Here is a 13,501-nt window from a genome sequence, read left to right as displayed (position 1 = left end):
TACGACGTCGGTATTGCGTCGGTGCCAATTTCGCCAGTTTTGCTGTGATCAAATGTGACCGCAACGCGCGCACTCTCGGCTTTTTTGTTCCCGAAATACCTTGGGGTGAGCGGCATAGCCGCGAGGGGCATAGCCCCATTTGTACCGGGCGCAGCCCGGCCACGCCCAACCCGAAGGGACGGGAGGATGCCGTTGGACGAATGGTTCTGGCAGCAAAAGTCGGGCACTGTCGGGTTATGAAAAGCAGGACGATCTCTGCTTCGGTGAGGTCACGCGTCATACTTTCCCCGGTGTTCCCCATTGAGTTGCAGCCGCCAAGCGGGCAAGAGGGCTGTCAGGGTAGGCTAGAGGGACACTCATGGAAAGTTCAGTGATCGTCGACAAGACGTTGCAGAAACTTGCGGCGCTTTGGGACATTGCGCAGGGCTGGCTGTTGTCGCCCGCCGCGTGGTCGCAATTCGCGCTGTTGGTGGTGGCTTATGTTGCGGCTCTGTTTGTGGCCAAGAAGCTGCGTCCTTTGCTCAGCAGAATGCTGACGCCGGCGGCGGACGCGGAGACTTATCTCGCGCGAGCGCGCCGGTTTGTGGCGATGTTTCTGCCGCTTCTTTTGCCGCTTCTGGCCTATGCGTTCATTGGTGTTGGAGAGACCGCCACCCGTGCGATGTTTGGTTCAGGCGCGGTGATTGCCTTTGGCAAACGAGTGTTCCTGTTCCTCGCGGTTCGCATACTGGTGAAGGAAATCATCAAAGATCCGGTGATGAACGTTCTGGGGCGGTATATCCTTGTGCCGATTGCCGGTCTGTATGCGCTGGGCATTCTGGATGAGGTCATGGCCTATCTGGACACGACAGTGGTGCCGCTGGGCAATCTGTCGTTCTCGGTGTTGTTTGCCATACGGTTTGTTCTGGTGGCAGGCGCGATTTTCTGGCTGGGGCGGTGGTCCAACGATCAGTCCAGCCAGTTTATCAAAAGTCAGGATGAGATGCGCCCCGCCATGCGCGAGCTGGCGGCCAAAACCATAGAGATCGCGATCTTTGGCGTCGCCTTCCTGTTGGTGATGAACATCATGGGCATATCGCTGACGTCGCTGGCGGTTCTGACCGGTGTGATTGGCGTTGGCCTTGGCTTTGGTCTGCAAAAAATTGCGTCCAACTTTATCTCGGGTGTGATCCTTCTGCTCGAAGGGCAAGCCACGGTCGGCGATTATGTTGAACTGGACGGGGGCGAGGCGGGCACGATCATCAAAATGACTGCGCGGGCGACCATTCTGGAAACCTACGACGGGCGCTGGATCGTGGTGCCAAACGAAGACTTCATCACCACACGGGTGGTGAACTATTCCGACAGCGGGTCTGCCAATCGCTATGAAGCGGACTTTTCGGTCAGCTATGACACCGACATCAACCGTGTGCCTGCGATCATCGAGGCGGCTGTGGCCAAACATCCCGGTGTGCTGGACAAACCCTTTCCGCCGGATTGCGAATTGCGAGGGTTTGGCGACAGCGGTGTGGATTTCTCGGTGGAGTTCTGGGTCGAAGGCATTGATGACGGTAAGAACAAATTCCTGTCCGATGTGCTGTTTCTAATCTGGAATGCGCTCAAGGACGAAGGCATCCAGATCCCTTATCCGCATCGGGTTGTGGAACTCAAAACGCCTTTGCCCACGTCGTGACCGACGTATTGGTGATAGGGGCAGGCCCTGCGGGGTTGATGGCGGCAGATGTGCTGTCTGCTGCGGGACATTCCGTGGTGGTGGCCGAGGCCAAGCCGTCTGTGGGACGCAAGTTTCTGATGGCGGGCAAGTCGGGCTTGAACCTGACCAAAGATGCGCCGTTTGAGGCTTTCCTAAATGCATATGAAGAGGCCGCACCAGTGTTGCGGCCCATGTTGGAGGCCTTTGGGCCGACGCAAGCCATCGCTTGGGCCGAAGGGCTGGGACAGGAGATGTTCACCGGCTCGTCCGGGCGGGTGTTTCCCAAAGCGATGAAGGCGTCGCCGCTGTTGCGGGCGTGGCTTGGGCGACTGGATGCGCAGGGTGTAGAGGTTCGGACGCGATGGCGCTGGATTGGGGGCGCCTATCGTTTTGAGACGCCCGAGGGCGTGCAGGAGATTATGCCCAAGGTCTGCGTGTTGGCTTGTGGCGGCGCCAGCTGGGCACGATTGGGGTCAGACGGGGCGTGGGCGGAATGGATTGATGCGCCGGTCGCGCCGTTTCAACCGGCCAATATGGGATTTGAAGTCGAATGGTCGCCGCATATGGCCAAGCATTTTGGCACGCCCGTAAAAAACGTAGAGCTGCAGGTGGGCGCAAACCGCGTGCGCGCAGAGTTTGTGATCTCGGCGAGGGGTCTCGAAGGCGGTGGGATCTATGCCGTGTCGCGTATGATGCGGGAAGGGCAGGCGTTGACGCTGGACCTGCTGCCCGACATGTCGTTGGACGCGGTGCGGGCAAAGTTGGCAAAACCGCGCGGTAAGGCCAGCCTGACGAACTTTTTACGCAAGGCGCTGAAGCTGCCGCCAGAGAAGCTTGCGTTGTTGATGGAGTTTGCGCGGCCTTTGCCACAGGATTTGGCGTCGGTTATCAAGGCATTGCATGTCACGCATTTAGGGCCGCGTCCGATGGACGAGGCAATCAGCACAGCAGGCGGTCTGCGATTTGATGCGTTGGATGCGAGCCTGATGATGACGGCCCGTCCCGGCGTTTTTGCCGCCGGTGAAATGCTGGACTGGGAGGCGCCGACGGGCGGCTATCTGCTGACGGCCTGTTTGGCGACGGGGCGCTGGGCGGGCGACGGGGCGGTGAAATACCTGTCCAGACCGCCAGCCGCATAAAGCCGCCCCGCCCAGAATTACTTTTTGATTTTCTCAAGCAAGGTTCGAAACGCCGGACGTGCACGGGTGTCCTGAATATAAGCAAGCAGATCCTCATTGTCGGTCGGGAAGCCCGCGACTTTGGCCCACGTGGCACATTGGGTGAGGATGATGTCGGGCAGGGTGAACATGTCGCCCATCATGTAGGCGCCGCGTCTGCGGGACATGACGGTTTTCATGTTGCGGCTGTATTCCCATTTCAGGCTGTCTTTGACCTCGGGCACGCGCTTGTCTTTTGGAAGGATGAAGCTGTGGCGGCTGGCGGTCCAGAGCGGGCTTTCGATCTCGTCCAGGATCATCAGCGTGAGACTGTCCTGATGAGCGCGCTCCAGCGTGCCTGCGGGATAGGTCAACGCGCCGTGTTTGTCCGCGAGATAGGTGAGGATCGCAGTGCTGTCGGTGATCACTGCCTCACCGTCACGCAGAACGGGAATTTTGCCGGAGGGGTTGAGTTCGCGGACCATGTCGCTTTGCGGCTGCTCTGGGATGTAGGTGTAAGGCTGGCCGAGTTCCTCAAGCATCCACATCACGCGAAAGGCGCGGCTGGTGGAACTTCCGATGACGTCATACATAGTGATCCTCCCTGTTGGCGGCAGAGTGCCAAGGGCGAGAGGGTTGCACAAGCGTTGGTTGCGATCGGTGACGTTCGGTCTTGGGGTTGGGTGTCTTGAGCGCTAGCGACGGGCCAGCATGGCCATGCGCAAAAACAACCGTTCCACAAGCGCCATGTCGGGGGCGTGTTGGCCGGCAGAGCGCAGTTTCAGGTCCGTATCCGTCAAGCCGGTGAGCGCCTGTTCAAGTTTCGGTGCGCCCCAGCCGGAGGCCTGACGCAGCATGCGGTCCCGGCGGGGGCCAAAGATTGGCGGGCGCATACGGGCGATACCGGCAGAGGCGCCGCCGGGATCAGAGGCGGCGGTATAAAGCGCGCGGAAGTGGCGGGTGGCGGCAATCAGAAGCGCCACGGGGTTGGTGCCCTGAGCCTGAAGCTTGCGCAGGATCGGACCGAGTTCCTCGGCGCGGCCTTCGGCGACGATGTTGAGAATGTCGTCAAGCGCGGCCTCGGTGGAAACGGGCGCGCAGGCGGCGACGTCATCGCTGGTGACCGGCAGGTCGTCGTTGAGTTTATAGAGTGCGAGTTTTTCGACGGTTTGGCGAAAATCTCCGGGATCGAGTTCACGCGACAGATTGAAGAGGTCCGTCTTGGCCTCTGGCTCAATGTTTTTCAGACCGGCAGAGGTTAGGTCGGACTCAATTTCCTCGCGGCTGGGCGGGTCGTTGTAGATGCCCACGGCATAAGTACGGGCGTGGTTTTCGAAGGCTTTGCGGATTTTTGAGCTGGCCTTGAGTTGACCGGCGGTCACGACGATTTGCGCATCGCCGTGCGACCAATCCTCTAGCGCTGCAAGGATTGCCGGTGCAGCGGTGTCGTTTGCGTCTTCGACAAAGGCCACGCGGGGGCCGGGGAAGAAGCTGATTTCCTTGACGGCGTCGTGCAGCTTGGCCTTGTCTTTGCGCAGATCCGCGCCGGGGATGCGGGTCAGGCGCATTTCTTCTTCGCCTTGCGGGCCAATCAGGGCGGCGATCAATTCCTGCCGTTTTAGCGCCACGCGCATGGCGTCTGGCCCATAGATCAGAACGCCGGTGCGGTCTGGATCGGGTTTGCCAAAGTAGCGGTTTGCGTCGCGGCTGGGGAGCTTCATAGGGCGTTGGTGGTCGCGTAGGCTTGCAGTTCGGCAACGATGCGGTCCGCCAAGACCACCATCAGACGCTCGTAGGCATCGGCCTCGGCTGCGACCTCGGACACGGTGGAGCCGCTCGCAGAATAGCCCACAAAGCTGTTGATCGTGTTGGTGGTCAGCACCTCTTTGGTGTCGAGATCACGCAGCGCGTAGGTGACTTCGCCCAAGATATCAAAGCGTGATGTGACCTGAGCGACTGTTTTGCCCACTGCCTTGCTTTCGGTGGCGACAGAGTACGACAGGCCAAAAGTTTCGCCGCCAGAGGTGCGGCCAAGCCGGTCTTCGAGTTCGCGCACCAGAAGGTAGCTGTTGTTGTCGTTGGGTTCATCCATGGCGATCCGATCCAGAAGGCCGGATGCGGCGCCTTGGGTACCATAGACAGGTTCAAAGCCGCAGCCCGCCAACGTGGGGGCGGCGGCTGCGGTGAGCAGAAGAAAGCCGCGTCGGTTCATCGTTGTCCCGTTAGAAAGGGATCGTTTTTCGCTGCCTTTCGCCTTTGGCGCAAACGCAGAAAACCGATGCTGTATTTTGTTCATAACGGGAAACGATTTAGATGACGACATTCACAATCCGGCCGGGGACAACGATGAGTTTCTTAGGCTGGGCCCCTTCCAGCCGGCTGGAGACAGCTTCGTGGGCCAGCGCCAGTTTTTCAACCTCTTCTTTCGGCAGATCCTTGGCAACGGTGATTTCGCCACGGCGTTTGCCGTTGATCTGGATCGGTAGGGTGACTTCGGCTTCGACCAGCATCGCCTCGTCCGCGACGGGCCACGGTGCGTTGACCACAAGGCCTTCGCCGCCGAGCATCTGCCAGATGTCCTCGGAAAGGTGGGGCGTCATAGGCGCCATCAGTTGCGCCAGTGCGCGTGCAGCGGTGCGTTTGGCATCGCCACCGGCCTTGGATTTCGCCAGCGTGTTGGTGAAGCCGTAAAGTTTCGCGATAGAGGCGTTGAAGCCGAAGCTTTCCACACCAAGGGTCACATCGCGGATCGCCTTGTGAGTTTCGCGCAGCAGCTCTTGGTCGCCTTGCGCCGTGCCTGCGGGCATCTCGGCGATGTCGCAGGCGATGCGGTGCACGCGCGAGAGGTGCTTGAAAGAGGCCTCGGCGCCAGAGGCTGTCCATTCGACGTCGCGCTCGGGCGGGCTGTCGGACAGCACAAACCAACGCGCGGTGTCGGCGCCAAAGGCGGTGATGATGTCGACAGGGTCCACGACGTTGTTTTTCGACTTCGACATTTTGGCCGAGGGCACAATGTCGACTTCGGAACCGTCTTCTTTCAGGAAGGCCTTGCCGTCTTTGATGTCGACCTGCTCAGGATAGAAGTAAGTCGGGCGGCCGCTTTGGTTTTCGCGCTTGTAGATCGCGTGGGTCACCATGCCTTGGGTGAAGAGCGCATCAAACGGTTCCTTGGCGGATTCCGGCAGGTGGCCGCAGATGTGCATCGCGCGCGCAAAGAAGCGTGAATAGAGCAGGTGCAAGATCGCGTGCTCGATGCCGCCGATGTATTGGTCGACGTTCATCCAGTAAGCGGCGTCTTCCGCCACGGTGGGCGTGTCGGCCTTGGGTGCGGTGAAGCGGGCGAAGTACCACGAGCTGTCCACAAAGGTGTCCATCGTGTCGGTTTCGCGTTTCGCGGGCGCGCCACAGTTCGGGCAGGCGCAGTCGCGCCATGTGGGGTGGCGGTCCAGCGGGTTGCCGGGCACGGAGAAGTCGATCGGTTTGCCGCCTTCGTCATAAGGCAGTTCGATCGGCAGGTTTTCTTTCTTTTCCGGCACCACGCCACAGCTGTCACAATGCACAACTGGAATTGGGCAGCCCCAGTAACGCTGACGGGACAGGCCCCAGTCGCGCAGACGGAAGTTGGTGACGCCTTTGCCCCAACCGGCCTTTTCGGCGAAGTCGATGGTGACGTCGATGGCCTCTTGGCCGGTGGCCTCGTCCAGACCGGCGAAGTGGTTGACCCATTTCACCTTTTCTTCTTTGCCGGGCACGAAAGCTTCAGTCAGCACTGACTTACTGTTTTCGTCGAAGACAGTGCCAGTAACGTCAAATGAAGTCATAAACCCAATGGTCAGGTCCGATGGTGCATCTTGCTTTTGTTCCTTTGCATGATCGTCGGGAAGAGCAACGAATGCAGGAGCAATCGGCAGGGTGTATTTGGTGGCGAACTCAAAGTCGCGTTGGTCATGCGCGGGGCAGGCGAAGATCGCGCCGGTGCCGTAGTCCATCAGGATGAAGTTGGCGATCCAGACCGGCAGTTCCCAATCAGGGTTCAGCGGGTGTTTCACGCGGATGCCGGTGTCATAGCCGAGTTTCGGCGCGGTCTCGATGGCTTCCTCGGTTGTGCCGCCTTTGCGGCATTCGGCAAGGAAGGCGGCCAGTTCTGGATTGTCGGCTTCCAGTTCTTTGGAGATCGGGTGATCCGGCGAGATGCCCACAAAAGACGCGCCCATAAGCGTGTCGGGGCGTGTTGTATAGACAGTGATCGGGTCGCCCGCATCGGTGCGTTCAAAGCCAAATTCCAGACCGCGCGATTTGCCGATCCAGTTTTCCTGCATCAGGCGCACTTTGGCGGGCCAGTTGTCCAGACCTTCAAGCGCGGTCAGCAGCTCGTCGGAATGCTCGGAGATTTTGAAGAACCATTGTGTGAGTTCACGGCGTTCCACCAAAGCACCAGAGCGCCAGCCGCGGCCGCCTTCGACCTGTTCGTTGGCCAGAACGGTCATGTCGACCGGATCCCAGTTCACCACGGCGTTTTTGCGGTAGACCAGTCCTTTGTCGAGGAAATCGAGGAACAGCGATTGCTGCTGGCCGTAGTAATCCACGTCACAGGTGGCGAACATGCGCGACCAATCGAGCGACAGGCCTAGCGGCTTCATCTGCTCGACCATCGTGTCGATGTTGGAATAGGTCCAATCCTTGGGGTGACCGCCCGACGCCATCGCGGCGTTTTCGGCAGGCATACCAAAAGCGTCAAAGCCCATCGGGTGCAACACGTTGTGACCCGTCGCCATTTTGTGGCGCGCGATCACGTCGCCCATCGTGTAGTTGCGCACGTGACCCATGTGCAGTTTGCCCGACGGATAAGGGAACATCTCTAGCACGTAGTATTTCGGCTTGGTTTCATCGCGAACGGCCTTGAAGGTCTCGTTCTTGGCCCAAGCGGCTTGCCAGTTGGCTTCGATTTCGGCGGGTGTGTAGCGCGACATGGGTGACACCTGTATATATAGAGTCTCGTCCGCAATTTGCGGCGCAGTTCGGGCAAGGTGATAGGCGGGCTTGGCGTCGCGGTCCAGTGCCGAGCCGTGAAAATGCGCGCGTTGCGGGCTTACGGGTGCGAGAATCTGCGATATACAGCTTCAATTGGCGCAATTTCGCAGGCGAGCAGCATGAAAATCCTCTTTATCCATCAGAACTTTCCGGGGCAGTTCAAACATCTGGCACCGGCGCTTGTGGAGCGCGGGCATGAGGTGGTGTCGCTGACCCTGCGGGTGAAGAATCCCGGCGAGTGGAAAGGTGTGCGGCTGCTGCCTTATGAGATCAAACGCAAACCGTCCAAAGGTCTGCATCCGTGGCTGGTGGATTTTGAGACCAAGATGCTGCGGGCAGAGAGCTGTTTTGTGGCGGCGCGGCGGTTGCGGGATGAAGGATTCACACCGGATGTTATTGTGGCCCATCCCGGGTGGGGAGAGCCGATGTTCTTGCGGGATCTGTGGCCAACCGCGCGCATCGGGCTGTATTGCGAGCTTTATTATGGCGGCGAAGATACGGATGTGGGGTTTGATCCGGAATTTCCGAGGGTGGAGCCGGAAAGTGAGGCGATCCGCCTGCGTTTGAAGAACTTGAACAACAAAATGCATCGCGGCGTGGCGGATTTGGGGATTAGTCCGACAGAGTTTCAGGCCGGCACTTATCCCGAGGAGTGGCGCAAAATCATTTCGGTCATTCATGACGGGATCGACACCAATGTAGTGAAACCTGATCCTGAGGCGGCGTTTGCCTTGGAGGACGGGCAGGTTCTGACGCGCAAAGATGAGGTGATCACATTCGTGAATCGCAACCTTGAGCCGTATCGCGGCTATCACGTGTTCATGCGGGCGCTGCCGAAGCTTTTGAAAGAGCGGCCCGATGCGCAGGTTCTGATCGTGGGGGGCGATGAGGTCAGTTATGGCGCTGCGCCACCCAAAGGACAGACGTGGAAACAGAAATACATCGACGAAGTGCGCGGCCGCATACCGACGCCGGATTGGGAGCGGGTGCATTTTTTGGGCAAGGTGCCTTATGATCGCTTTTTGGCGATGCTGCAGATCACTCGGGCGCATGTCTATCTGACGTATCCCTTTGTGCTGAGTTGGTCGTTGATCGAGGCGATGGCCATCGGGGCACCAATTGTGGCGAGTGACACTGCGCCTTTGCGCGAGGTGATCAGCCATGGCGACACCGGGCGCTTGTTTCCGTTTTTTGACGGCGACCAGATGGTGGCCGAGGTGTGTAAAGTACTGGAAGACCCGGACTTGCGCGCCCGATTGGGGGCGGCGGCGCGGGCGTTTGCGGTGGCGGGGTATGACCTTGAAAGCCAGTGCTTGCCGAAACAAGTGCAATGGATCGATCAGCTTTACGCAATGACTCCGGGGAAGGTGACGGCCTGACGACGCCGGTGCAGACAGCAAAAAGGCCGCCCTATGTGGCGGCCTTTTTTGGTCCGATGGATGTCGCGGCAGTGTCTGCTGTTAGAATTTGCTGTCGGAGATCCGGATCTGGCGTGCGCGTGTCAGGATAGCGTCCTCGACGGCGCGGGCGGTGCCCTCGGAAACAGCGCGTCCACCGCGGGTTTGCAATGCAACATTCAGAGAGCGGGCATCCAAAGCGGCGTCGCGGATATAAACGGTCGCGCGATAGCTGCGCCCACCGCCGGGCGGTGTGCCGTAGCCGGTTGAGATCACGCCGGAAAACGGATCCACGGTTTGGATGGGCAGGAAGTTCAGGACTTCGATGGAGGCGGCCCAGAGGTATTTATTCACGCTCAGCGTCAGGTCGCTGTCGTCCGGACCAAAGAGATTCCAGATGGACTCCGATGATGCGTTTTCGTCGGCATAAAGGCCGTCAATCGGGTTGCCGACGTCGTCGCGGCGTTCCAGTTCTCGGTGCGTGGTATTGGAGGCACCTTTGTTCCGGTTTCCACAGGCGCTTGTCGCAGCAAGCGCGCCCAACAGAAAAATCATTGTCGTGCGGCGAAGTAGGTCCATGATCCAGCCCTTAGAAACAATCTGTTACTGTCCTAGCCAAGCCTGCCGCATTGGGCAAGATTAATAGTCGCTTGGCTGGCAATAGGTCAGTTGGATACGCATTGTTGCGGCGGAGCCTGTCAGAGAGGCCCGAAAATTGAGTGTGACATGTCTGCACCATTTCTGTGTGCAATGCGAAACGGGACTTCGGTTTTCTTGCAAAGCGCCCCCCAAAAAAGCGAAACGTGTCGCCATACCCACTCTGGGATTCTCCGGATTGGGCGCATGAATTGAAAAACCGAGGGAAAAACTATGAAAAACGTTCTCTTCGCAACCACCGCGCTGATCGCAACAGCGGGCATGGCTGCAGCAGAAATCAACTTTGGCGGTTCCGCACGTTTTGGTGTCATCTATGACGGCGACGCAGGCGCAACTGACGAACTGGCCATCCACAACCGTTTCACTCTGAACATCGATGGTTCTGTTGAAACAGACTCCGGCATCGAGTTCTTCGCACGTGTACGTATTCGTGGCGGCAACACCGGTACTGGCGGTACAGGCGCTTCCGGCGTTTCGGCTCCACGCGTTGGTATGTCCGTAGCTGGCTTCACAGTTGCAACCGGCAACATCTTGGGCGCGCTGGAAAGTGCACCTGGCATGTATGACGGCGCAATCGGCCTGACCGGTCTTGGCTGGGGCAACCTGGTAACCAACTACGGTGATCCAGACACAGGTCTTGGCTACTGGAACTGGGACTCGTTCTCCTCCGCAGGTGGTGGTGCTAACGGTGTTGAAGTGATCTACTCTAACGCTGGTTTCGGCGGTCACTTGTCTTGGTCTGGTCAAGGTAGCGATCGTACAGCGATCAACCTGTCCTACAACTTCGGCGACTGGACTGTTGCTGCGGCTCACCAGTCCCAGACTGGCAACGACATGACTGTTGTGACTGTTGGCGGTTCCTTCGGTGACTTCGGTGTTGGCGCTGCTTACGCTGACAACGAATTGTTCGACGTGAAGAAATTCCGCATCAACGGTTCCTACTCCTTCGGTTCCGGCACCACTGTTTCTGCTTATATCGCAGACGAAGACTGGGCTGGCGCAGATACCCTTTGGGGTCTGGGCTTCACCCACTCGCTGGGCGGCGCTGTTCTGGCCGGTGGCGTAGCTGGTCAAGCTGACGGCGAGACCGTTGGTGACCTGGGTGTTCGTTTCTCGTTCTAATTCAGAACGACAAACACCTTATATAGAGAGGGGCGGAACTTCGGTTCTGCCCCTTTTCTTTTGTCCGGTGGGTGAGTCGGAAACCCCGAGTGCGCAGGCAAAGAGTGCGGACGACGGGAGAGGCGGGTCACTTTTCGATCTGAGTCGGAGATCTCAGGTTCATTGGAATTAAGGACAAAAATGTGGGATATCGGACATTTGCCGCAGGTTTTGGCAAATTGTGGCGAAGTCCTGCCGACTGTCTGATCCACTTTCCGCCGATCAGATCGTAGGCGACCCTTCCTGCACGAGAAGGCGATTGAAGGCCCCCTAAATCGTTGCAAATAGAGCGGCACACGCAGTCGGAATACCCCGGCGAGTGCGTGACACCAAATCTATTAGGAAGTGTTATGAAAAACCTACTCCTCGCCTCTACGGCGCTTGCACTGTCGGCTGGCGTTGCCGCGGCGGACATCACCTTCTCCGGCGAAGCTCGCTTTGGTGGTCTCTACGACTCCACTGCCGCAACTGACGATTTTAACGTTCACACCCGTTTCCGGTTGAACATCGACGCGACCACCGAAACCGATTCCGGTCTCGAGTTCTTCGCGCGTATCCGTATCCAGAGCGAAACCAACGACACAAGCGGCTCCCACGACAGTGGCGTATCTGCTCCGCGCGTGGGGATGCGCTACAATGGTGTGGAAGTTGCAGTGGGCAACATCCTTGGTGCGATCGAAGAAATGCCCGGCCTGTACGACGGCGAAGTGGGTCTGACCGCATTGGGCGACCTTAACGCTGTGGCTCTTACCTCCGCCAACGATTACGACTGGGATTCGTTCTCCTCCACTGGTGGTGGTGCTAACGGTGCAGAAGTGCTGTACTCCAACGGCGCGTTCTCGGGTCACATGTCCCACAGCGCGACCAGCGAACGCACCGCTGTGAACGTGGCTTACACCGCCGACACATGGTTCGTTGCAGCCGGTTACCAAGACGGCGGCATGGTTGGCGAAGACAAAACGTTGCTGACCGCTGGCGTCACAATCGCCAACAACTATGACATCGGCGTCGGCTACGGCGACAACGACGGCGTCGACAAATGGCGTCTGAGCGGCACCGCTCGTGTCGGTTCCGGTACAGCCGTGACAGCCTTTGTTGCTGATGAAGACATCGCATCCAGCAAAACCATGTGGGGTCTGGGCTTTGTGCATGACCTCGGTGGTGCAGAGCTCGTTGGCGGTGTTGTCGGCGACGAAGACGGCGAAAACCAAGCCGATTTGGGTGTGCGTTTCTCCTTCTGATCAACGCAACATTTCGAGATTGGGGTAGGCCTTGGCCTGCCCCTTTTTTGTGGCCTTTGCACAACATCTTTGCACCTGCAGCATTTGGGTCGTTGTCTCAGGGCACGTATTTTGAGAGTATGTCTTCATCAAAAGAACTCCTTTGAACTCCCCAGATTATTGGATTCCCCATGAAACATCTCCTCCTTACATCGACAGCTCTGGTTCTGTCCGCAGGCGTTGCGGCAGCAGAGATCAACTTTGGCGGCTCGGCCCGTTTTGGTGTCGTTTATGACGACTCCGCAGCGAATGAGGTTAAGCTCCACAACCGTTTCACACTGAACATCGATGGGTCGGTTCAAGCCGACACGGGCATTGAGTTCTTTGCACGCGTTCGCGTTCGTGGCGAAAACGAAGGTATTAGTGCCACGTCACCTTCCGGTGTTTCGGCACCACGTGTTGGTCTGCGCGTTGGCAATTTTGAATTCGCAACAGGCAACATCGAGGGTGCGATCGAAGAAATGCCCGGCCTGTATGACGGCGAAATTGGCCTGACGGCCTTTAATGACCCGACAGCGGTTGCGGTCACAAACCGCACCGGCGGCAACTATGACGCCTTCAGCTCTGCTGGTGGTGGTTCAAACGGTGCTGAAGTCATCTATTCCAACAGCGGCTTTATGGGCCACCTGAGCTACGGTTCCTCGACTGAGTTGACCGCTCTGGTTCTGGCTTATGAAGGCAGCAACTGGTTTGTGTCTGGTGCTTATCAGGACGGTCCTCTCGCGATTGACGAAAAACTGCTGCTGATCGGTGGCGCCGAATTTGGCAACTTTAGCGTTGGCGCTGGTTACGGTGACAACGACGGCACCGACAAATGGCGCCTGCACGGCACTGTTCAGGTTGGGTCCGGCACCGACATCACGGCCTTTGTGGCGGATGACGAAAGCGGCACTGACACTCTTTGGGGGCTGGGCTTCACACACTCTCTGGGCGGCGCGGTTCTTGCGGGAGCTGTGCACGGCAACGAGCTGGGCGCCACGCTTGCCGACCTTGGTGTGCGTTTCCAATTCTGATCGGTTCTTGATCAAAACACATAGCGAAAGGCAGGGCTTCGGCTCTGCCTTTTTGCATTGAAAGAGCGGGTGCAGAGGCTTTTCTTTTGGGCGGCAATGGTGTTGTTTGCGG

Annotated in this window: 11 protein-coding genes; 6 read left to right on the top strand and 5 right to left on the bottom strand. The window is 58.4% G+C overall.

The window, feature by feature from the left end:
• Nucleotides 1-358: 358 nt before the first annotated feature.
• Both SHIM_RS13070 and SHIM_RS13065 read left to right on the top strand, forming a co-directional pair.
• Nucleotides 359-1,672 carry a mechanosensitive ion channel family protein gene (locus SHIM_RS13070; protein WP_054003113.1) on the top strand — a complete coding sequence of 438 codons (1,314 nt, stop codon included), beginning with the start codon at nt 359-361 and terminating at the stop codon, nt 1,670-1,672.
• The gene (locus SHIM_RS13065; RefSeq protein ID WP_054003112.1) at nt 1,669-2,832 is read left to right on the top strand and encodes a TIGR03862 family flavoprotein; all 1,164 of its coding nucleotides are present in this window, start codon (nt 1,669-1,671) and stop codon (nt 2,830-2,832) included. The genes SHIM_RS13070 and SHIM_RS13065 overlap by 4 nt, the downstream gene beginning before the upstream one ends.
• Before the next feature lie 17 nt (nt 2,833-2,849).
• Here SHIM_RS13065 and SHIM_RS13060 read toward each other — a convergent pair whose 3' ends face one another.
• The 4 genes from SHIM_RS13060 to leuS form a co-directional block, all read right to left on the bottom strand.
• A complete protein-coding gene (locus tag SHIM_RS13060) occupies nt 2,850-3,443 on the bottom strand; it encodes a glutathione S-transferase family protein (protein ID WP_054003111.1) in 594 nt (197 codons plus the stop codon).
• A 102-nt stretch (nt 3,444-3,545) separates the two neighbouring features.
• The gene (holA, locus tag SHIM_RS13055; RefSeq protein ID WP_054003110.1) at nt 3,546-4,571 is read right to left on the bottom strand and encodes a DNA polymerase III subunit delta; all 1,026 of its coding nucleotides are present in this window, start codon (nt 4,569-4,571) and stop codon (nt 3,546-3,548) included.
• A complete protein-coding gene (gene lptE, locus SHIM_RS13050; RefSeq protein ID WP_193749920.1) occupies nt 4,568-5,062 on the bottom strand; it encodes an LPS assembly lipoprotein LptE in 495 nt (164 codons plus the stop codon). Before lptE ends, holA begins: the two co-directional genes overlap by 4 nt.
• Nucleotides 5,063-5,159: 97 nt before the next feature.
• A complete protein-coding gene (gene leuS, locus SHIM_RS13045; RefSeq protein WP_054003108.1) occupies nt 5,160-7,820 on the bottom strand; it encodes a leucine--tRNA ligase in 2,661 nt (886 codons plus the stop codon).
• A 180-nt stretch (nt 7,821-8,000) separates the two neighbouring features.
• Here leuS and SHIM_RS13040 point away from each other — a divergent pair, with 180 nt between their 5' ends.
• On the top strand, nt 8,001-9,260 hold the full coding sequence (locus tag SHIM_RS13040; RefSeq protein WP_054003107.1) for a glycosyltransferase family 4 protein: 1,260 nt from the start codon (nt 8,001-8,003) through the stop codon (nt 9,258-9,260).
• Between the two features lie 81 nt (nt 9,261-9,341).
• Here SHIM_RS13040 and SHIM_RS13035 read toward each other — a convergent pair whose 3' ends face one another.
• The gene (locus SHIM_RS13035) at nt 9,342-9,857 is read right to left on the bottom strand and encodes a DUF3576 domain-containing protein (RefSeq protein ID WP_054003106.1); all 516 of its coding nucleotides are present in this window, start codon (nt 9,855-9,857) and stop codon (nt 9,342-9,344) included.
• A 291-nt stretch (nt 9,858-10,148) separates the two neighbouring features.
• On the opposite strand from SHIM_RS13035, the gene SHIM_RS13030 reads away from it, so the two are divergent.
• The 3 genes from SHIM_RS13030 to SHIM_RS13020 all read left to right on the top strand — a co-directional run bounded on the left by SHIM_RS13030 (nt 10,149) and on the right by SHIM_RS13020 (nt 13,389).
• Nucleotides 10,149-11,057, top strand: a complete 909-nt coding sequence (locus SHIM_RS13030; RefSeq protein ID WP_054003105.1) for a porin — start codon at nt 10,149-10,151, stop codon at nt 11,055-11,057.
• A 389-nt stretch (nt 11,058-11,446) separates the two neighbouring features.
• Nucleotides 11,447-12,337: a porin gene (locus SHIM_RS13025; protein WP_054003104.1), complete on the top strand. Its 891-nt coding sequence runs from the start codon at nt 11,447-11,449 to the stop codon at nt 12,335-12,337.
• Nucleotides 12,338-12,507: 170 nt separating this feature from the next.
• Nucleotides 12,508-13,389 (top strand): porin, encoded by an 882-nt coding sequence (locus SHIM_RS13020; protein ID WP_054003103.1) that lies wholly within the window; start codon nt 12,508-12,510, stop codon nt 13,387-13,389.
• Nucleotides 13,390-13,501 lie beyond the last annotated feature (112 nt).

The sequence above is a fragment of the Shimia sp. SK013 genome, assembly GCF_001292625.1.
Lineage (GTDB): Bacteria > Pseudomonadota > Alphaproteobacteria > Rhodobacterales > Rhodobacteraceae > Shimia.
This window is presented reverse-complemented; position numbering and strand designations above follow the sequence as displayed.